16 protein-coding genes and 2 pseudogenes are annotated in these 20,171 nt (G+C 44.7%); 7 read left to right on the plus strand and 11 right to left on the minus strand.

Going from position 1 to position 20,171, the window contains the following annotated elements; genetic code table 11:
- Window positions 1–103: 103 nt before the first annotated feature.
- A pseudogene (locus O9324_RS01685) lies at window positions 104–419 on the plus strand (zinc ribbon domain-containing protein); the annotation flags it as partial.
- A 193-nt stretch (window positions 420–612) separates the two neighbouring features.
- Window positions 613–966, plus strand: a complete 354-nt coding sequence (locus tag O9324_RS01690) for a hypothetical protein (protein WP_288139316.1) — start codon at window positions 613–615, stop codon at window positions 964–966.
- A gap of 46 nt (window positions 967–1,012) precedes the next feature.
- Here O9324_RS01690 and O9324_RS01695 read toward each other — a convergent pair whose 3' ends face one another.
- Genes O9324_RS01695 through O9324_RS01715 form a run of 5 tightly spaced genes read right to left on the minus strand, consistent with a single transcriptional unit; the run spans window position 1,013 to window position 5,446 of the window.
- Window positions 1,013–1,783 (minus strand): ABC transporter permease, encoded by a 771-nt coding sequence (locus tag O9324_RS01695; protein WP_288139317.1) that lies wholly within the window; start codon window positions 1,781–1,783, stop codon window positions 1,013–1,015.
- Window positions 1,784–1,795: 12 nt separating this feature from the next.
- Window positions 1,796–3,004 carry an ABC transporter substrate-binding protein gene (locus O9324_RS01700; protein WP_288139318.1) on the minus strand — a complete coding sequence of 403 codons (1,209 nt, stop codon included), beginning with the start codon at window positions 3,002–3,004 and terminating at the stop codon, window positions 1,796–1,798.
- 4 nt (window positions 3,005–3,008) lie between these two features.
- Entirely contained in the window at window positions 3,009–3,791 is a 783-nt protein-coding gene (locus tag O9324_RS01705; protein WP_288139319.1) for an ABC transporter ATP-binding protein, read from the minus strand.
- Entirely contained in the window at window positions 3,788–4,903 is a 1,116-nt protein-coding gene (locus O9324_RS01710; RefSeq protein WP_288139320.1) for an acyl-CoA dehydrogenase family protein, read from the minus strand. Before O9324_RS01710 ends, O9324_RS01705 begins: the two co-directional genes overlap by 4 nt.
- Window positions 4,904–4,915: 12 nt before the next feature.
- Complete coding sequence (locus O9324_RS01715) at window positions 4,916–5,446, minus strand: DUF4242 domain-containing protein (protein WP_288139321.1); 531 nt, start codon at window positions 5,444–5,446, stop codon at window positions 4,916–4,918.
- Between the two features lie 330 nt (window positions 5,447–5,776).
- Here O9324_RS01715 and O9324_RS01720 point away from each other — a divergent pair, with 330 nt between their 5' ends.
- Window positions 5,777–7,198, plus strand: a complete 1,422-nt coding sequence (locus O9324_RS01720) for a serine/threonine-protein kinase (RefSeq protein ID WP_288139322.1) — start codon at window positions 5,777–5,779, stop codon at window positions 7,196–7,198.
- Here O9324_RS01720 and O9324_RS01725 read toward each other — a convergent pair.
- The 5 genes from O9324_RS01725 to O9324_RS01745 all read right to left on the minus strand — a co-directional run bounded on the left by O9324_RS01725 (window position 7,190) and on the right by O9324_RS01745 (window position 13,379).
- Complete coding sequence (locus O9324_RS01725) at window positions 7,190–8,629, minus strand: aminotransferase class I/II-fold pyridoxal phosphate-dependent enzyme (protein WP_288139323.1); 1,440 nt, start codon at window positions 8,627–8,629, stop codon at window positions 7,190–7,192. The two genes, O9324_RS01720 and O9324_RS01725, sit on opposite strands and share 9 nt — an antisense overlap.
- A gap of 28 nt (window positions 8,630–8,657) precedes the next feature.
- Window positions 8,658–10,472: an ABC transporter ATP-binding protein gene (locus O9324_RS01730; protein WP_002768343.1), complete on the minus strand. Its 1,815-nt coding sequence runs from the start codon at window positions 10,470–10,472 to the stop codon at window positions 8,658–8,660.
- 40 nt (window positions 10,473–10,512) lie between these two features.
- On the minus strand, window positions 10,513–11,589 hold the full coding sequence (locus O9324_RS01735) for a phosphotransacetylase family protein (RefSeq protein WP_288139324.1): 1,077 nt from the start codon (window positions 11,587–11,589) through the stop codon (window positions 10,513–10,515).
- Between the two features lie 35 nt (window positions 11,590–11,624).
- Window positions 11,625–12,002, minus strand: coding sequence for a type IV pilus biogenesis protein EbsA (ebsA, locus tag O9324_RS01740; RefSeq protein ID WP_002768348.1), 378 nt, complete (start codon window positions 12,000–12,002; stop codon window positions 11,625–11,627).
- A 120-nt stretch (window positions 12,003–12,122) separates the two neighbouring features.
- A complete protein-coding gene (locus O9324_RS01745) occupies window positions 12,123–13,379 on the minus strand; it encodes a GAF domain-containing sensor histidine kinase (protein WP_288139325.1) in 1,257 nt (418 codons plus the stop codon).
- A 388-nt stretch (window positions 13,380–13,767) separates the two neighbouring features.
- On the opposite strand from O9324_RS01745, the gene O9324_RS01750 reads away from it, so the two are divergent.
- The gene (locus O9324_RS01750; protein WP_287731175.1) at window positions 13,768–14,094 is read left to right on the plus strand and encodes a DUF3155 domain-containing protein; all 327 of its coding nucleotides are present in this window, start codon (window positions 13,768–13,770) and stop codon (window positions 14,092–14,094) included.
- Between the two features lie 146 nt (window positions 14,095–14,240).
- On the opposite strand, the gene O9324_RS01755 is transcribed toward O9324_RS01750, so the two are convergent.
- Window positions 14,241–16,058 carry a S8 family serine peptidase gene (locus O9324_RS01755; protein ID WP_288139326.1) on the minus strand — a complete coding sequence of 606 codons (1,818 nt, stop codon included), beginning with the start codon at window positions 16,056–16,058 and terminating at the stop codon, window positions 14,241–14,243.
- Window positions 16,059–16,641: 583 nt separating this feature from the next.
- Between O9324_RS01755 and O9324_RS01760 the strand changes: the two genes are divergently transcribed.
- The 3 genes and pseudogenes from O9324_RS01760 (at window position 16,642) to O9324_RS01775 (ending at window position 20,114) form a co-directional block, all read left to right on the plus strand.
- Window positions 16,642–17,430 carry a response regulator transcription factor gene (locus O9324_RS01760; RefSeq protein WP_287672112.1) on the plus strand — a complete coding sequence of 263 codons (789 nt, stop codon included), beginning with the start codon at window positions 16,642–16,644 and terminating at the stop codon, window positions 17,428–17,430.
- Window positions 17,431–17,543: 113 nt separating this feature from the next.
- A pseudogene (locus O9324_RS27410) lies at window positions 17,544–18,146 on the plus strand (IS607 family transposase).
- Between the two features lie 216 nt (window positions 18,147–18,362).
- A complete protein-coding gene (locus O9324_RS01775) occupies window positions 18,363–20,114 on the plus strand; it encodes an IS200/IS605 family accessory protein TnpB-related protein (protein WP_288139328.1) in 1,752 nt (583 codons plus the stop codon).
- Window positions 20,115–20,171: the final 57 nt, after the last annotated feature.

The following is a 20,171-nucleotide window of genomic DNA, read 5'->3' on the forward strand; positions in this document are numbered from 1 at the left end:
TTTGATAATTTCGCCTACAAGACTCGTGAAAAAAACCCGAATTTAACTCAGCAATTATGGGCGGTTGGTGCCCCCCCCCGCCCCCCCCCCCGGGGGGGGGGTTTGGGGGGGTCGACAGTTAGCCTATAAATGCCGTGGGTATGGGAGAAACTACATCGAAATAGATAGTTGGTTTCCTAGCTCTAAAAGGTGTAGTACTTGCGGGTATATTGCCCTTGAAAATGCCGTTAAATGTTCGAGAGTGGGACTGTCCAGACTGTGGGATTCACCATGACCGAGATATTAACGCGAGTAAAAATATTTTGGCCGCAGGGCTTGCGGTGTCAGTCTGTAGAGCGACCATAAGACCAGAACAGAGTAAATCTGTTAAGGCAGGTGCGAAAAATCCTTCGGGAAAGAAGCAGAAACTCAAATCGTGAGGTTTGGGAATCACCGTCCGTAAACGGACGGCGAGGATGTCAATATAGCTGGATGACCTATACCCCGATCCTCGTTTTAACTCCCTCTCGAAAATCTACTGCACCACAGCCTTCAGTCACCTTCATCCCAATCATCTAAATTTTCCGCTACAATCGACAGTGCTAAGACTTAGGGATTTATAAACTACTATTCATGATAGATTTTAATACTCTCGCTGAATTTTCCCGCCACTATTGCGTCTCGATTTGTGCCTTTTTAGTACCCGCTAACTTAGTAACCACCCTTTTAACCGTTCTTTTTCTCTATTTCGGTCGTCCTACCCGTCAACTCTTCCCCATTGCTTCCCTAGCTTTGTTGTTCGCCATCACCATGTTTCTCCACGTCGCCACCTGGTTAATGATTGGTGTGGTTATGGCCCCCACTTTTATCCTCTTTGGACTAGGTTTAACCTGTTTTGTGATCAATTTTCAAGCCATCAGCGATCGCCAAAGCTTGGAACAGTTATTACACACCGGGGTTAATCGTCTGGCCCGCTCTTTCAACTAAAGAAAGCACCGAGACTTCCCCCTTCCCACATAGTTGAACCAAGAGGCTAATCTTGATGCGTCCAAGAGCGATGAGCCAGACGCAAACCCCAATCGAGCAGATAACCAATCGCGCCAATAACAAGAATCACTGCCATCAACTCTGAATAGGCGAGTCGATCGCGTGTATCGAGAATATAATAACCCAAACCCGCACTAACCCCCAGCATTTCCGCTGGTACAAGAACAATCCAGATAATACCGATAGCCAAACGAAAACCAGTTAAGAGATGGGAGACGATCGCAGGCAGAATAATCTGGAAAACCGTTTCCCCTCGGGTAGCACAGAGACTGCGGGCTAAAGTCAACCAAGAGCGATCAACCGCGTTAACCCCGGCAGCCGTATTGAGAAGGATCGGCCAGATGGCCGCCACCGTCAGCAAAAAATACACGGGTAGATCACCAATTCCCAAAACCATCACCGCTAAAGGCATCCAAGAAAGGGGCGAGATCATGCGGAGAAATTGAAATACAGCCGACAAAGCCGATTCAAGGGAGCGATACAACCCGATTAATATCCCCAACGGCACACCGATGGCACTAGCGAGAACCAAGCCCACAAGAACCCGGCGGCAACTGGTGAGGATATGGGGCATAATCTCCCCCCCAACAAAAAGATGTAATAAAGCGACAAAAGAGCGCTCAGGGGAAAAATCATTTAAAATCGGGTTTGAGTGCCATAGAGGACTGGTAAATAGCCACCAGAGCAATAATCCAAAACCGATACCCCATAAGGGTAGTAAAGCTCTTGGCGGGGAGGTCAAAGATTGTGACTTCATGGGTTTGGACCTTTAAAATTTGATCGTCTCGATGCGGGAGAGATTATTCGGTAAGCCGAAAGCTTTCGGTCCGCCCACCTGTTGCAAGGCATTACGGACAAAAGAATCATCCACGAGATCCCGGGCCACCTGTCGAGGTTGCAGTTTTTGGAGAAAATCCGTATTTCCTTCCACCTGAGTGGTTTTTAGCAGGCGTACCAGTTCCTCTGTATAGGAAGGGAAAGGATAGGGCTGGAAATCGATCCGGTTGACCTGCCAAGCTGGATTCTGGATTGCTCCTTCTTTCTTATAGAAATTGCGATCGTAGTAAGTAAGCGCCCGTTGCAATACTGGCAGCGGGTGAGGGGTATATTTTCCACCATCTTTAGAGAGAATCCGGGCCACTTCCGAGCGATTGCCCCGGGACCAGAGTTGGGCTTTAACGAGGGCGTTTACCACCTTCTGCGTCCATTGTTTCCGTTGCCTAATATCCTCCTCGTGAACAAAGACGACGCAACAGGCGTGATTCTTCCAGACATCGCCGGTGAAACGGAGAACCCTACCGGTTTTGAGATTTTCCGCCGCCGCGTTGAAAGGTTCAGCCACGATATAACCGCCGATGCTCTTATTGGCGAGGGCTGATACCATATCCGGGGGCGGGAGAACCACTAGATTAACCTCGTTAGAAGCGATCGGCGCGTCCTTGGCTTTGCGAACTATTTTCAGCCCGTTACGTTGTAAGAGTTGTTGCAAGACCAAATTATGAATCGAATACCAGAAAGGAACCGCGATCGTTTTACCTCCCAATTCCCTGGGATTTTCAATATCGGGAAGGACGGTGAGGGCTGAACCGTTGGTATGGTTCCAAGCGACGATTTTAGCGGGGAAATTGCGCCCGTAACGAATCCAGATCGAGGTGGGAAAAAGAACATGAATAACGTTCACCTGCCGAGCGAGAAAGGCTTCAACAATCTGCGCCCAAGAGCGGAATAGGCGCGGTTGTTCGGCAGTTAAACCTTCCGCTTGATAAAGTTTTCGCGAGTGGGCCACCAATAGGGGGGCGGCATCCGTAATCGGTAGATAACCGATTTTCACAGGCTGATCGTTGGCATTGGCGTTAACGGGGAGATTCCAATTATCGGCGGCGATCGCTGCTCCGAAGGAACTGGTAAACAGTGCCGAAAGTTTCAGGAAATCTCGACGGCTCATGCCGCAACAAGCACAATTATCGTGTAGGTTCATAGATTTACAGTGTCATCACAAGGGCTAATTCTTGAAAAATTGACTGGCGTAGATCACTCAACAGCTTCGCTGACTCGAAACGGGGTTTCGGCATCGAGATGGTCCATTCTCGGCGGATGCCCACCGGATGACGACCCATGAGAAGAACTCGATCGGCCACTAATAGGGCCTCATCGATATCGTGGGTAACGAGGAGAACCGTGCTGTGATAGAGAGCTATGACTTCTAGGAGGAGTTTTTGCATCTCGAAACGGGTAATCGCGTCGAGGGCGCTAAACGGCTCATCCAGGAGGAGGAGAGAGGGGCGGCGGGCAAGAACGCGGGCTAGAGAAACTCTCTGAGCCATACCGCCCGATAGTTGATGAGGATAGGCACGCTCGAAGCCCTCTAGTTTGACGCTTTTAACGGCGGTGTGAACCCTTTCGCGTAATTGCTGATGATCGAGGCGGGGCATCCGCTTTAATTTCAAACCAAAAGCCACGTTTTGCCAAACGGTTAACCAAGGTAAAAGGGCGGGGGATTGAAAGACGATCGAGCTGCGGATGTCTGGGGCTTGTAGGGGTCGTGAGTGCAATTGTATTTCTCCGCCATCGGCACTTTGCAAACCAGCGGCGGTGGCAAGGAGGGTAGATTTACCGCAACCACTGGCCCCAAGCAAACAAACCACCTCACCGGAGCGCACCTGTAGGTTAATATCCTCAAAAACGGTACGGTAGCCATTGCGGGTTTTATAGCGTTTGTGGAGGTTTTTGAGGGTGAGGACGGGGTAATCAGTGGCGACGCTCATTCCCTCACCCCCGCTCGCTCGAGTTCGCCAGTGAGAATTTTATCGGTAGCGGACTGACGTTGTAACTCTCTTTCTAGTTGAATCAGGCTCGGAGTTAACACAGGTAAAAAGGCGACCTCCCGCAGTCGTCGCGCCGTGTCGCTATTACGGAAATAGCCTTTTCCTCCCTTAATTTCCGCTTCTAACCCCACGGATTCCACCGCTAACCGGGTAATGTCCACTCTGAGGGTGAATAGTTGGCGTGTTCGTCCGAGATCGAAGCTTTCTAGGGTGCTGAATTGCTCGATTGTCTTTTCTAGACGAGTCAGACGCTCCCGGGCGAAGAAATAACGATCGCTTGTTACCGCTGCCTTTCCCCCTAAATTTTTCTCCGTCTCTGCAAGGGATTTACGCGTAATGCCAAGGGCCAGTCCGCATTGTAACAGCAAGAAACAGGGGCGGACTGAGGGTAAAAATTTTGCTGCTTCCAAGCTGATAATCCAGTCGTGAGATAACTGAACTCGATCGAATTCAAGGGTACTGGTGCGGGAAGCCTGTAAACCCAATAATTGTAGGTCTTCACCCCGTTTTAACCCTTTTGCGAAGGAGGGAAGGGCGAGGATAAGAGTTTGTCCCGATGTAGTTTGAGCGGCAACGGCCACTATAAATTCTCCGTTAGAGTCGAGGTTAGAGGCCCAGGGCAGGAAGCCATTAACAGTGACGTTTTCTCCCTCAATCTTTGCCTGTAAACGCAGCTCCTCGATCCCGCCGAGGTACTTCATCGCGTTAGAGAGTCCTGTCGCCCCGGCTATCTCTCCCTTGAGAACAGCAGGTAGAATTTTGTTTTGTAGGTAAGTGTTATTACTGGCGGCCAAATATTGAATGAAGACGCGCTGACACCAGAAAACAAAACCAGTGGTCAGGCAACATTGGGACACAGCGGAGATCGCCTCTACTGCCTGCAATAAGGAGCCACCCCGGCCGCCTAAGCTTTCAGGTATAGCATAGCCGAACCAGCCCGATTCTCCTAGCTTGGTTAGGGCTGAACCGACGTTGAGATTAGCTGTACCGTTGTTGAGGTCAGTGGCTCTTTCTTCCAGAAAAGAAAGGATTTCGGAGCCTCGATCGAGCATAATTGTTTTCTCCTAAGGGTGAATATTTTCAATCGAGGTCAAACTATCTATCGGTGCGCCGACCACTTCTCTGGCTCTTTTTACCGCCGCTTCATCGGGACTATCGTAGAAACAGAGACATTTACTCAAGTCTTCGCAAACATAGGTACGCTCGAAACTGACTTCCGGCACTTGAGTGTAAAGGGGGGTTTTCTCCGCTTTTCGTTGCAGGTAAGTTTCCATCGTTAGCCCCGGTGGTAAATTCCACTGTACTAGATAGTTGGCTTTGTCTTTGCGCTCTCGCACAGTGGCTAAGTCCTGCCCAATCAAGCGCATTTCCTTGATTAGTTGCCAACTTAGCCCAGCGTTTTCTAGTACTTGTTCGACGGAGGCGCGATCGATCGCTTTGATAATCAGGAATAACCGCCCCTCTGTTCCACCGACTAGGGCCTCGATTAACTCTCCCTGGGATTTTGAGGCGAGTGTGGCAATGCGATCCAATATCTCGCTCACCTCTTCTTTTGTCCTTTCTTGTTGATCATCCTCTACTAGATATAGAGTCATAATTCATCTGAAATACATTTACAATACATTTGAGTTTACTGCCTTGGAGAAAAAAAAGCAATATTTTCAAGCACCTGAAAACGCCGCGGCCAGAACCCTTGCCCTGGCTTATATGTGTGACCCGATTTTTTCGATAACCGCCCTTATCTGGCTGAATTTTTTTTCGGCCAAAGACTTGACAAACTCCAAAATTTCTGCTAACCTTGTAGTAGAATGGGAATCCGTGTCGGCCTACGAACCCTCTTTTTAAATCTTTCTCAAGAATAAAAATTTTAACCCGAATTGCCGGTAGTAGCTAAACTAAGAGCAGTACCACGGGAAACGGTGATTATGGAAGTTATTTGCACGCGTCCCCACTGTCCGAGACCGCGTAATCAGTGCCTAGACCTAGACGATAGCAATCGCTTAACCTCGATCGAGCAGAAATATTGTATTACTTGCGGGATGCCATTAATTTTGGGGGGACGTTATTTGCCAGAACGTTTATTAGGACAAGGGGGATTTGGTGCGGCATTTTTGGCAGTAGATCGTTATAGTCCCAAAAAAGCCAAATGTGTAATCAAACAATTTCAACCTTCTGGTAATTTAAGTCCCCAAGCTTTAGAAAAAGCGAAAAATTTATTTTTTCAAGAAGCGCACGTTTTAGAAGATTTAGGACGAGAACATCCCCAAATCCCCGATCTCTATGCTTTTTTCCCCTTAAAAGTCAAGAATCAATTAACGGGAGAAGAAGAACAATTTTTCTATCTGGCCCAGGAATATATCGACGGTAAAAACTTAGAAGAAATTCTCCAGCAGCAACAAAAACCCTTTCAAGAAAGTGAAGTTAAAAACATTCTCAAAGAATTACTTCTTATCCTCAAATTTATTCATGAAAATGGTTCCATTCACCGGGATATAAAACCATCTAACATCATGTTATCCAAAAATGGCCGCCTCTATTTACTCGATTTTGGGGCAGTAAAACAGGCGACTAATAACCCTAGTAATACACAAGAGAAATCCACAACAATTTACTCGGCCGGATTTGCTCCTCCCGAACAACAATTAGGCAATCAGGTATCGGCATCCACAGATTTATATGCCCTAGCAGCTACCTGTGTTATACTCTTAACTAATCGCGATCCTGATGATCTATACGATCCGCAAAAACAGGTCTGGAATTGGCAAAATTATGCCCCTAATATCAGTGCAGATTTAGCCCAAGTATTCAATAAAATGTTACTAGCAAATCCCTGGGATAGATTTCAATCCTGTGGAGAAGTTTTAACCGCTTTAAATCCTCCTCCCCCATCTCCTCCACCTTCCCCAATTCCCCCATCTTCCCCCTCTCCAATTCCTCCATCTCCAATTCCTCCATCTCCTCCACCCTCTCCAATTCCCCCATCTCCTCCGGTGATTAGAAAAACTTCCCGCTTTTCTCTTGGGGAAACTTTCGCTAATGCTGCCTTTGCGGGGTTTGAAGGGACATTATTAGTAATTGCCTTAAATAGTTTAGTTCCCTCGGCAGGAATTGTCATCGCCTTTATGATCTTAGGTGGCTTAGTTTTGGCATTATTTAAAAAAGTGATTGAAGGGAAAGATTTACCGATTCTAGCCGCAATTACCCTCGTTTTCCTGTTAATTCCGCAACTGCAAGGAACTCTAAGTTTTCCTGAAATTGCTATCATTGCCGTGATGGCAGCCATTGGAGCCATTGCTATTACTGCCTTTTTCCGGTTAATATATCAGATAATTTTGCGATTATTTTAAAACCCTGAAAGTTGCCAAATTATCATCAGTACCGCCGGTAATCGTGCCACCGAGGTCTAAAATAGTTTGCAGATAGTCGAGGACTTCCTGAGAAATTAACTCACCCGGCATCAAAACGGGAATACCGGGAGGATAGGGACAGATAACATCAGCACTAAGACGATCGAGGGCATTTTTACGGGATACTATCTCTGTAGGGGCAAAAAAAGCCTTTCTAGGAGAAATAGCCAGATTTCCCATGACTAGGGCAGGAGTCGCGGGTAAACTGGTAGAGGAAGGAGATTGAAGGCATTGAAAAGCAGTAATGAGGCGATTAATGTGTTCGCGATGGTTGCCGATGGAGATAATAAAAGTAAGTTGGCTTAAAGTCGGTAATTCTGCCGTGACAGCGTATTTTTCTCGCAAAATATCGTCTATTTCGTAACCGGTTAAGCCAAAATTTTTGACAATTACCGTTAAACGAGTGCGATCGAACCAGTGACAACCCGGGATAGAATGGGGAAAGTCTAAAACAGAGATATTAGGAATTTTATCGAGTTCTTTTCGGGCAGTAGCGGCTAAATCGAGGGTTTTGGTCAGTAAATCTAGTCCTTGCGTCGCCATTTGCTTTCTAGCACTATCAAGGGAAGCGAGAAGCAAATAACTAGGGCTAGTGGTTTGAACTAATTGTAAGGCTCGATCGACTTTTTCGGAACTAATGCGATCGCTTTTTAAGTGTAACATCGATGCTTGAGTTAAGGCCCCTAAAACCTTATGGGTGGACTGAATAGCCATATCGGCGCCGAGAGACAGGGCAGCCGGAGGTAAATCGGGATGAAAGGCAAAATGCGCCCCGTGAGCCTCATCGACGAGCAGCGGGATAGAATAATGATTGGTAATCTGGGCGATAGTTTTTAAGTCACAGCAAACCCCTTGATAGGTGGGAGAGACTACCATCACCGCTTTAGCGTCGGGATGAAGTTTCAGGGCATTTTCGAGGGATTGGGGGGTTATATTTAAATTTAGATCGATAGTGGGATTATATTCGGGATTGATAAAGATAGGTTGCGCCCCAGAGAGAATTAAGCCCGAAATTGCCGATTTATGAATATTTCTCGCCAAAATAATTTTATCTCCCTCGCCGCAAGTGGCTAAAATCGCCGCAATAATGCCACAACTGGAACCATTGACTAAAAACCAGCTTTTATCTGCCCCAAATGTCTCGGCTGCTAAAATTTGCGCTTCTTTAATCACTCCCGTCGGGGCAAACAAATTATCAAGGTCGGGTAATTCGGGTAAATCGGCTTTAAAAACGCTTTTTCCCAGTAAATTACTTAAATCTTCCCCGATTCCTTCCCCCTGCTTATGCCCTGGCGCATAAAATGGTACATCTAAACTATTGACTTTTTTTTGCAGTTGTGATACCAATGGAGCGGATTCTGGTGAAGGCATTTTGGGAAGGGAGTGGGGGGGTTTGTCATTAACTATCTGTGCCTAACATTTGCAGTTTATATAAACTAGCGTAGAGGCCGTCTTTAGTTAATAAATCTTCATGGGTTCCCGATTCGACTAATTCCCCGCGTTTAAGGACAAGAATTCGATCGACATCGCGAATAGTAGAGAGACGATGGGCGATAATAATAGCAGTACGATCGACTAAAATCTGTTCTAAAGCTTCTTGAATTAATACTTCTGTTCCCACGTCTAAACTAGCGGTAGCTTCATCTAAAACTAGAATTTCGGGGTTACGAATAGCGACTCTTGCAAAAGCGAGTAATTGTTTTTGTCCTCCCGATAAATTTGCGCCCCGTTCCCGTAAAAGAGTATGATAACCGTCGGGTAACTCCTCGATAAAGTGATCGATATTAGTTAATTTAGCCGCTGCCTTCACCTGCTCAAAATCATAATTTTCTCCTAAAGTAATATTGCGAGTAACATCTCCAGCAAAGAGAAAAGTTTCTTGGAGAATGACACCGATATAACGTCTTAATTCCGCTTGGGGAAGATAACGGATATCGATACCATCCACTAGAATTCTGCCCTTACTCGGTTCATAAAGACGACAGAGAAGACGAATAATCGAACTTTTTCCCGCACCGGTGGGACCGACTAAAGCGACTTTTTCTCCGGGATTAATGGTAAAATTGAGACCTTTTATAATATATTCATCGGGTTTATAACCAAACCAAACATTTTCAAAAATAATCTCGCCAGTTTTAAGTTTTTCGGGAAAATAAAGCTCTTTATAATTGTTATAATCTTTGATTTCAATGGGAATACTGATTAATTCCCCAATGCGTTCAATAGCAGTAAAACCCGATTGAAACATGGTAAATTTTTCGGCAAACTGACGCAGGGGATTAAAGAGACGTTGGGAGAATAAAATAAAAGCCGATAAAACCCCAAAATCAATGGTTTTCTGGAGAACCAAAATTCCGCCTAACCATAATACTCCTCCCACGGCAATTAATCCGATCCATTCCAAAGTAGCTGAGACAGCCGAATCATAAAAAATTGTTTTATCTAGGGATTGACGATATTGAGTATTGGTAGTGCGAAACATTTCAGCGTTAAAGCGTTCGCGGCGAAATAATTGAACAATATTGACTCCGACTACATTTTCCTGTAATTGGGCATTAAGTTTTGATAATTCCTCGCGTACTTGATAGTTAGCGCTGCGGTATTGTTTTTGAAAAAAGATAATTAAAGCGGTGACGGGAAATAACATCAACACCAACAATAGAGCTAATTGCCATTGCAGGGTAAACATGGTGATGATAATAACTAAAATATTGACCAGATCACTGACAACTCCGATCGCCCCACTAGCAAAAACTTCTCCTAATGCTTCCACATCGCTGGTTAAACGAGTGACTAAACGTCCCACGGGAGAGCGATCAAAAAAACTAGAGGAAAGGGAGGTGACGTGGGTAAATAAATCTTCCCGGACATTAGCAGTAATTGACTGACCGACTTTCTGTACTAGATAACCTTGTGTTGTCCCTAAAATCAGTCGTAAAATAATCGAAACCGACAGGATAATAATTAGGGTATTAATGGCTGCTGTTAAGGGCATTTGAGCCAAAAAATCCCAAGTTTGTTCCTTTTGCAAAAGGGAGACCGCTTGACCGATAATTAAGGGTTGGACTGCCCCCGTGAGAGATAGGGGAAAAAGAAGTATTAATGACCAAAATAGCAGGGCTTTTTGCTTTTTTGCGTAGGGAAGTAATCTTAATAATAAGCTCCAGTCATTTTCTTTGACCGGAGGGGACACAGGGGAGGATGATAGACTCATGAAGGGATTTCCCATGAAATTCTGGGCAGCTGGGGAGAAATTACGCCCCTATTGTTAACTTTTCTAACAGGCGATCGATCTGAAAATGTTCCTCCATTAATTCTCGAATACCAGCGACTTTTACCTGTTCCTGTAAGCGAATCTTCCCGAAGGCCTGATCGACGATTTCCACGGTACTGAGAGTATCTAAATTTACCGAGAGAATCGGTACTTCTAAATCCTCGGCCCGGCCCAAAATCAGGGGATCTGGAGAGATGGAACCGGTTAAGATTAAACAGGTGGTGGAAGTTTCTAGGGCAGCTAACTGGAGGTCTGTGCGATCGCCACCCGTAATCACGGCCATATTTTCCCCCTTGCGAAAATATTCTAAAGCGGCGTTGACATTCATCGCCCCGATCGCTAAACTTTCTACCATCCAATCCAAACGATCGGGCCGACATAATACTTTGGCCTCTAAAAGATGGACAATTTCCCGAACACTAATACTGCGCAATAATTTACTAGCGGGTAACAGTCCTAAAACTTCCACACCTTGGCCAGCGAGATAGGGTTTAAGGAGAGATTGTACTTCATCCCAATCATCGGTGGGGATATCGCTAATTACTACCCCCAGCAGCTGATTATTTAATTCCTGTTGCGCTTTCAGCAGACTATCGGCAATCAGGGGAGAACTATAGCGGGCCACCAATAGGATCGGAGTCTGGAGAATTTTGGCCATCTCCCCCATCGATAACTGAAAAATACTCCCTTCCCAGAGAGTCCCCGGCCCTTCGAGGAGGGTAATATCACTGTGAATCCGATCGAGATAACCAGCAAGAATATTGCCGTAGTCCTGTTTATCTGCACCTTGCAGACGTTTAGCAACGGAATCCACATCTGTATAGATCAGGGGTAAGCGCAGCTGTTCGGGGGATAATTCTAATAATTGCCGAATAAATTCTACATCCTCATCGACCAATTGCCCATCGACGTAGCCCGGACAATTGCCCACTGGTTTGCCGTAACTTATCTCTAGTCCTTTTTGCCGCAAGAGATGCGCTAAACCGACGATAGTTCCCGATTTACCACTGAGGGGTTCCAGGGAAGAGATAAGTATAGATTTGGCTGATTTCGCCACGATTTGCTCCTTTTTAACCCGTAAAATCCCGACTTTTATTCTTCAAATCGCAGCAGTTTCCGATAAAATCCCTGCGAAAAGTCGGCTGAACCTAGCTGCTTAAAGGTTTTAATCGCATCGATGAGATATTCGACCAACTCGGCGTTAATAATCGTCATCTCATAGCTTAGGTCGGCCTGTCCTTCAAATTGTAAACGACAACGGGTCAATTCCGAGGGCAATTTTGATACATACCAAGACGCCACAAAGGGAATCCCTTCACTGTTTTCTATGCGACGACGACCTTCTAAAGATCCGGCTTGATACAAAGCGATCGCATAGGGCAGGATACTATGTTTGTCCTTGGCATAGTAGGGCATATATACTACCACATCGGCCTTATCGGCGGGTTCTAATTGTTCGATAGTTGGCATAATTTACTTAATTCTCTGGTTCACGGCCAAGTTACCATTGACACTGATATTTTCCATATATTTTAACCGATCGCCCCAGGAATCTCCTGAGGGAGAAAATAGGCAGAATTGACCACCAGATCATCCTTCTATACTAAGATGTCTATCGGCTATAACCGGCATACTAACCCGAAAAACCGTGCCGGGGTAGGGGGAACTTGTTGGCTCGGGATTGGGACTGATAAATTCGATCGTCCCCCCCATGCTGGTAATTAATTCTTTGGCGATCGCTAAACCTAATCCTGTACCCGGTATATCTCCCCCTGCTTGCACTCCCCGGTAGTGACGTTGAAAAATTCCTTCTTGATCGCTCGTCGGGATACCATAACCCGTGTCTTTAAAAACAATTTCTACACTATTCTTAACATTATGCACCTCGACGGTGACTTTTCCGCCAGCAGGAGTATATTTGAGGGCATTATCAATTAAATTACTGAATACTTCCCGCAAACCAGGGATATTGGCCCGAATAAGTGGTATATCTTCCCCGTGAATCGTTTCTAGACTGAGATTTCTCTCTTTGGCTACCGCTTGGGCCGAAAGGAGCAGCGGATCGAGAAGATCATGGAGATCGATCGGAGTTAGTTGGCCGCTGCCAGCAGGTAAGAGAAAGGCGGTGGGGGAAGATTGCGCTTGCAGGAGAGGAATATCGACGGTGGGGTAATTTTCGCTTTCTTGCTGAATTTGTCCCTCAAATTCGGCAATTAAGTCGCGAACTCGATCGCTTTCTCTCAGGATACCAGTAATGGCGGGATCGTTACCCTCTTCGGCTAAAAGCCTTTTGAGTAGAAGTTTACCAAAGGTTTTTAAAGCGGTGAGGGGATTGCGGATTTGATGGAGAAAGGTATCGAGACGCTGTCGTTGCCATTGTCGATAATAACGTTCTTCTCCCAATTGGCGATCGAGTACACAGGCCAAAGCGAGGGTTTGGGTGATTTTTTCCATCTGGGTTAATTCCCAACTTTGCCAAGGTCGTTTTTCTCGGGTTGTCACCAATAATCCGATCATGCCCTCTTCATACATTAAGGGTAAAAACAAGCGATGACCGCTGACGCTCTCCTGATTACCCCAGAGGTGGGATAAATCTTCTAACTTAACCGCAGTTAACAAGTCGGCTGCTGGTTGCTCTGGTTGTAAGGAAAGCCGCTTTTTTTGGGGAGAAGGGGGGTTAAAAGGCGGACAAACAACGACTGGGATTAAATTACTCGATAAAGGTTCAGTTAAATAAACTGCACTTCTGTCCGCTTCCATTTGCTCCCGCAAAAGTTCCATCTGTGCCTGACAGAGGGCAATAAAATCATCACTCAGGGGAGTCCGGGAGGGGGAGGAGAAGGGCATACCAAGAAAGTAAAAAGTAAAAAATCAGAAAACCTAGATACAGCTAGGGTTGCGAGTTTTGTTTCCCAGTTTACATAGGGGAGAATGACCCTCCTCTTGAGTCGAGGGCAACCGGCAAAAAGCAATTAGGACAAGGGTTTGGTCACTATTTTCGGGGTGGATCAAGGTATATATTAAAAAAAGTTTAAGAATAATAAGTTTTGTATCGATATTTGTGGGTGTGTTTTTGTCATAAAAACTTAAACCTAGTCTCAGTCTAGCTTCTAGTCAAACTTGTCTGTAATTGGGTTTGTGAGAGACACTTGATTTCTTGGTCTAGAACGGATATAATTGCTACGGCTTTTGTAACTATCATTACAACGATTAGCCAAAACAGGAGGTAATTGGGTTGGCCAGAAAACGGAAACGTAAAAGTCGCCGTCGTCAAGAAGGACGTAAGATACTTGAACTTATACCCCAGTATAGTATTGAAAGTGGCGAAGATAAACCCGTAACTGCGGCGCGTAAGTATATTCAAGCTATAGGCATTAGCCCACCAGCTTTATTGATTGTTAAGCGTAACGAGCATACAACCGATCGCTATTTCTGGGCTGAAAAAGGACTGTTTGGAGCGCAATATGTGGAGGAAAACCACTTCCTTTTCCCAAGTTTGCGCGACCTGCAGCCCCAGGCCCAGCCCCAGCCCGTCAAAGCACCGGTAGCAGTTGCCAAATAATTCACAGGACTATTAATCATATCATGGAAAGTCAACTCGTTTACCGAAAAGTAAACGAGTTTTTTTGTCTGAGATCTGGGAATCAGCCACCAGCTTTTCGCTGATGGCTAAAGATAAGAAATCTGAGGCTGAAAAACAGCCAAGTTTTAGGCGACATTACCGGCTGTGGCAGTAATAATTTGACGTACTTGAGCATCGGTCAGATTCGGATTGGCACTCAACATTAGGGCCACCACTCCGGCCACATGAGGTGTTGCCATGGAGGTTCCACTCAAGAAACCATAGCCACCATTAGGGAGAGTAGAATACACTTGCACGCCTGGAGCGGTGACATACCTCATCGAAGAATTGGAGCCAGCACGATTGGAGAAGGAAGCCATCTGGTTAGAACTATTAACGGCACCTACGGCAAGACCCCAAGAGGTGGCATTGAAAGCGGGATAACCGGGTTGAGCTGCCCCCGCATTACCGGCGGCCATAACCACGATAACACTGCGACTGCTGGCATACTGGAGGGCCGATTGAACTGCACTGCTAGTGCTACCACCGCCCAAACTCATATTAATCACATCGGCACCGTTGTCCACGGCGTAGCGAATTCCTTGGGCAACGCCACTATAGCTGCCACTACCGGAATCGCTCAAAACTTTCACCGGCATAATTCTGGAATTGTAGGCCACACCAGTGGCTCCGAAACCATTATTACCGGCAGCAATGGTTCCCGCCACATGAGTACCATGGCGGTTGCCATCTAAAGTGTTATTATTGCCATTGGCAAAGTTCCAGCCATAAACGTCATCAACGTAACCGTTGCCATCGTTATCAAGCCCATCATTGGCAATTTCGCCCGCATTCGTCCAAATATTGCCCGCTAAGTCGGCATGATTGCGGTCAACTCCTGTATCTAGTACAGCAACGACGATTCCTTGTCCTGTATAACCTCTTGCCCAAGCTTCCGGAGCATTAACTAAGTTAACCCCCCAGTCATTAGCACCACCAAAAGTGGGAACATTGGCAAAAGGACTTTGATTCAAGGCTCCGGCGACGGCTGCTGCGGCATTAACTAAACCGTATCCTGAAGTGGCACTATATCCGGGTACAACTGTGGCTGTGGTCGCCGACAGGGTTAAGTTATAGTTAGTGCTGCCACTGTAGGGATAAACTCGTACATAGTAAGTACCCGCATTCAGTTGACCAGTAATACTCTCACTGATGTTACTGCCATTAGTGGAGCTAGTAATCTCATTGCCATTACTATCTAATAAGGACACATCGGCATCGGCACTTAATCCCGTTAAATTGAGGCTAAAGTCGCTACTGTTGCCTAAACTGAAACGATAGTAATCATTGGTGTCTGTAGAACCAACAAAATCACTGTAGCTGGTGGGAGTCGCTCCAATGGTGATATCACGGGCCGTTGCTGAGGTATTGCCGGCGTTATCAGGAATCCCGACAGTGGCAGCTAAACTTAAGTCATAGTTAGTGCTACCGCTGTAGGGATAAACCAGGACAAAGTAAGTACCCGCATTCAGTTGACGAATAATACTCTCACTGATGGTACTGCCATTAGTGGAGCTAGTAATCTCACTGCCATTACTATCTAATAAGGACACATCGGCATCGGCACTTAATCCCGTTAAATTGAGGCTAAAGTCGCTACTGGTTCCTAAACTGAAACGATAGTAATCATTGGTGTCTGTAGAACCAACAAAATCGCTGTAGCTGGTGGGAGTCGCTCCAATGGTGATATCACGGGCCGTTGCTAAGGTATTGCCGGCGTTATCTAAGGTAGTAAGATCAAGATCAATGCTCGCTACTTCTTCTTTGAAAAGAGATGTGGCTCGATTAGTGGCTATGGTGGGAAAAATTGATGAGTTATTCCCCCCTAGGAATTTCTGAAAATCTGAGGAATCTAGACTATCTATACAGTTATAGAGGTCGTTGGCGGCAAAGTTATCTATCATGGTGTTCTGGTGGTTTTTTAGTGGTTAAAGGGAGCATCTCATTTATGCAAGTGAGTAATTATACTTATCCATAAAACTGGTTTCTAGCAAGGCTTTCAAAATAGCTTGACATAAAAACCTGATTTAGGGGTTACAAAGGTGAGATGCTCCCTGGTTAATGGTTAAATGGCTGAGAGAACAATCAATAAGATATTATCAGACAGACAATATGGCGCTTCTGGTTTCTGTGTGAAAACGAGGTCTATACTGATAGAATATCCGCAAAATAGTCCTAAAAGTCTTGCCCAGTAAGCATTTCACGATTCCATAAGCAAAAATTATCACACAAAGTCGAGAAGAGCCAAAATTAGTTGCACATGGGGTGAATTATGAAGTAGGGAGCAGGGAGCGGGGAGCTTTTTTTCAGTGACCAGTCAACAGTAAACAGTAATCAGTGAACTGAAAACTCAGATCTGATAACTGATAACTGATCACTGATTCAAAGCTGACGACCGACGAATGTTACGATTGTTACAACATCTTGACATTAATTCTGATACCCTGACAATGTGTCAATCTGTGCAGTAATGGGGCAGAAACTCAAGTGGTATCGATCCATATTTCTATTGTTGAGGGCAACCCGCACTTGCGATCGCTATTAGCTTGGCATCTGCAACAGGCCGGTTATTTGGTTAATCAATCGGCAACCCTGCAAAGTGCGCGTCAAGCTTTCCTTCATCGTCAACCAACCTTAGCAATTATCGATTCCGACTTGCCGGACGGGGATGGAATCGAACTCTGCCGTTGGCTTGATCAACAAAAACAGTCTTTAATACTGATTCTCTCGGCCCGCAATGGCGAAAAAGATGTGGTCAATGGTTTAAAAGCAGGGGCCGACGACTACCTGAGAAAGCCCTTTGGAATGCAAGAATTTATGGCTAGGGTAGAAGTGTTAACTCGTCGTTTAGGCAGTAGGGCTGCTCCTCTACACTTGGATTATGGGCAATTAAAAATAGATTTAGCCCAACGACGGGTACAATTTCACGGGGAATATATCGAATTAACGCCCCAAGAATTTAGCCTACTCTACGTTTTAGCCCAAGCGGAGGGAACACCCCTATCAAGAGCCGATTTACTGCGTCGCGCTTGGCCCGAGGAAATTGATAATCCCCGGACAATCGATACTCATGTTCTCTCTCTGCGGAAAAAAATCGAAACCGATCCCAGGCAACCTAATTTAATTCAAACCGTCCGCAACGTCGGCTATCGTTTCAATTTAGAAATGTTGGCCGAGATGACTTCAGCTTTAGAAGCTAATATTATTGCCTCCACCAAAGGCAATCATAACGGCCATTCCATTAATAAAATTCCCGCTCACAATGTTAGTCGTTAATTCTGGCTTTGTCCGACTGATTAGCAGATTTTCTGCTGCTTCGTTTAGGTAGCAAAAAGCTAACTATATCTGCTAAGATATTATAAAGTATAGCAGATATTAGGAGTCAGTGATTGAATGCTAGATACAAACCAGGTGAATTTGCCAAAAAGATTAACCGGAGCATAGGAACCTTAAGAATTTGGGATAAAAACGGAAAATTACCTGCCCATAGACTCCCATCGGGACACCGCTATTATACCGAAGAAGATTACTACAAAGCGTTAAGTCTAGAACAACCACAAATTCCGAAAAAAACGGTTATCTATGCCAGAGTTTCCTCTGCCAAACAAAAACAAGACCTGATTCGACAAATAGAAGCTTTAGAACGGTTTTGTTGAGCCAGAGGTTATATTATTGATGAAGTCATCGAAGAAATTGGAGGAGGATTAAATTATACTCGTCCTCAATTCTTACGACTAATGACAATGATTGAAAATCAACAAATTGGGATTTTAGTGATTGCCTTTAAAGATAGATTATGCCGATTCGGGTTTGAATATTTTGAACACTTTTTAAAAAGCCATGAAGGTAAGCTAATAGTAGCTAATGCTCAAACTTGATCACCTCAACAAGAACTCATTGAAGATTTAATGGCAGTGATTCATTCTTTCTCTTGTCGTCTCTACGGGTTAAGGAAATATAAAAAAGAGATAAATAAAATCTTAAGTACCTAAGCAAAATTAATTACACATCTAAGCCACTACTCCGTCAGACTTCTGGTGTGAGGAAACAGTGAACTGAAAACTCAAATCCGATCCCTAATAGCTGTCTCCCGTCTCCCGTCTCCCGTCTCCCGTCTCCCGTCTCGGAGTCTCGGAGTCTCGGAGTCTCGGAGTCTCGACTAGGAAATTAATTTTGCACGACTACTTAGGGTGGCTAATCTCAGAAAAATGGCTAAAAAGAAATCCTTAAAAGCTAAGTTAACCCGGATAAGTCGGTCAAAAAAAAAGACCGATAGACCGAGCTATCAAAGATTAATAGGGATTGAAAGTAAGATAGAATATCATCCCTTTCTAGAAGATTGGGGAAAGGATTATCAAAGTCTTTTACGCCGCGCTTTAAATGATAGACAAAAAGGGTTATCTGAGGATGAGATAGAGAAAAACTATCAAACCCAATTTGATATTCAATGGGCATGGGCTGATAGTTTAGCGACAAATGCTAGTTCAGTGTTTGACCAATTAACTACAGCTAAAGCCAATCACATAGAACTTCTTGAAACAGATTTAAAAGCAGGATTTAGGAAAGTTAGAGAAAAATTAGAAGTTCTAGAGAAGGCTTATCAAAATTCGACTACGGCGAATGGAAGAAACTTTAACAAGAGATTATTAGGGGTCAAATCTAAACTAGAAAGATTACAACGAAAGAAACAGGAACTTTCTGATTTAAAGGAAACAGACAGACTTCACATTTGTTGGGGGTCAAAGAAGTTATTTAAGGCTCAATATCATCTAGAAATCAATGGCTATGCTAATCATGAAGAATGGTTAGAAGATTGGAGACTTCATAGAGGAGGCAATTTTTATAGTATCGGTAAAGGGTCAGTGGATGGCAATAATCCAGTCACGAAAATTCATCATCAAGCGGAGCGAACTGTTCCGAGGGAACCTCGGAACCAGCACGCGCACCAAGAAGAAGATGATATTTTCACTGTTACTATTACAGTTCCTCGTTGTTATCAAGAAATTTATGGGACAAAAATAACTTTAGATTTTGTTGTCAATGGACGACGCAAACATGATTTGCTTTATGCCTTAGAATCTAATAAACCTGTTACGGTTCAGATTTTTAGAAGAGAACATAAAGAAAATAAATGGTACATTCATTTATCCACTTATGTGCCAGCAATTCCTTATATTTCTCATCAAATAAATGGGTGTCTAGGGATTGACTTAAATGCTCAATCTATTGACCTTGTTTATGTTAAAAGAGATGGAAACTTACATTCACAAGAAGGAAAGAAAACCTTATTTTCTTGGGAGATTCCCACAGGAACGACGGGACAAGTTGAAGCATCTTTAAGGAACATTGTGGCTGAAATTGTCAGAATAGCTGAAACTTTTCAATGTCCCATCGCTTGTGAAGACTTAGATTTTAGTCAAAAGAAAGCTACGTTAAGACATTCTCCGAAAAAGTATAATCGGATGCTTAGTGGCTTTGTTTATGATAAATTTAGAGCGTTTTTAGTCGCTAGAGCCGAAAAATATGGGATAGAAGTCATTTTCAAAAATCCTTTTGCCACATCGGTTATTGGGATGGTGAAATATATGGCTAAATATGGGCTCAATTCAGCTTTTTCTGCGGCCATGGTGATTGCCAGACGAGCATTAGGGTTCTGTGAGAGGATACCTCGCTCTTATTGGCCAATAATAGGGATTTGTACTGAATCACCAGAGGATGGTTTAGTGCAATCATGGGGTCAATGGGGGAAACTCTGTAAGCTCTTAAGTGAACAGAATATCTCCCGACACCAAATGTTTGAACCAGCGAAAGTCCTAGAGGCACTGCAATTAGCAGTTTCCCGAACTAGAAGGGGGGAATCTCCCCCCAGCGAAGGCAGGAAAGTCAAATCTGCTTCTCTACCAGTAGTTTTTTCAAACAGTCAAACTCACGGGGAGTCACCGATGCCCCAAAACTGTTAGTCTAATAAGATATTATTAGATACCAACAGGTTTTTAGTAGGTGAAATCGTCTCCTAA

This window comes from Microcystis sp. LE19-84.1B (genome assembly GCF_027531875.1).
Classification (GTDB): Bacteria; Cyanobacteriota; Cyanobacteriia; order Cyanobacteriales; family Microcystaceae; genus Microcystis; species Microcystis panniformis.

What these genes read in the sequence shown, in the direction of transcription:
- O9324_RS01690 (WP_288139316.1), top strand. Translation starts at nt 613, where the DNA reads ATGATAGATTTTAATACTCTCGCTGAATTTTCCCGCCACTATTGCGTC.
- O9324_RS01695 (WP_288139317.1), bottom strand. Translation starts at nt 1,783, where the DNA reads ATGAAGTCACAATCTTTGACCTCCCCGCCAAGAGCTTTACTACCCTTA.
- O9324_RS01700 (WP_288139318.1), bottom strand. Translation starts at nt 3,004, where the DNA reads ATGAACCTACACGATAATTGTGCTTGTTGCGGCATGAGCCGTCGAGAT.
- O9324_RS01705 (WP_288139319.1), bottom strand. Translation starts at nt 3,791, where the DNA reads ATGAGCGTCGCCACTGATTACCCCGTCCTCACCCTCAAAAACCTCCAC.
- O9324_RS01710 (WP_288139320.1), bottom strand. Translation starts at nt 4,903, where the DNA reads ATGCTCGATCGAGGCTCCGAAATCCTTTCTTTTCTGGAAGAAAGAGCC.
- O9324_RS01715 (WP_288139321.1), bottom strand. Translation starts at nt 5,446, where the DNA reads ATGACTCTATATCTAGTAGAGGATGATCAACAAGAAAGGACAAAAGAA.
- O9324_RS01720 (WP_288139322.1), top strand. Translation starts at nt 5,777, where the DNA reads ATGGAAGTTATTTGCACGCGTCCCCACTGTCCGAGACCGCGTAATCAG.
- O9324_RS01725 (WP_288139323.1), bottom strand. Translation starts at nt 8,629, where the DNA reads ATGCCTTCACCAGAATCCGCTCCATTGGTATCACAACTGCAAAAAAAA.
- O9324_RS01730 (WP_002768343.1), bottom strand. Translation starts at nt 10,472, where the DNA reads ATGAGTCTATCATCCTCCCCTGTGTCCCCTCCGGTCAAAGAAAATGAC.
- ebsA (WP_002768348.1), bottom strand. Translation starts at nt 12,002, where the DNA reads ATGCCAACTATCGAACAATTAGAACCCGCCGATAAGGCCGATGTGGTA.
- O9324_RS01745 (WP_288139325.1), bottom strand. Translation starts at nt 13,379, where the DNA reads ATGCCCTTCTCCTCCCCCTCCCGGACTCCCCTGAGTGATGATTTTATT.
- O9324_RS01755 (WP_288139326.1), bottom strand. Translation starts at nt 16,058, where the DNA reads ATGATAGATAACTTTGCCGCCAACGACCTCTATAACTGTATAGATAGT.
- O9324_RS01775 (WP_288139328.1), top strand. Translation starts at nt 18,363, where the DNA reads ATGGCTAAAAAGAAATCCTTAAAAGCTAAGTTAACCCGGATAAGTCGG.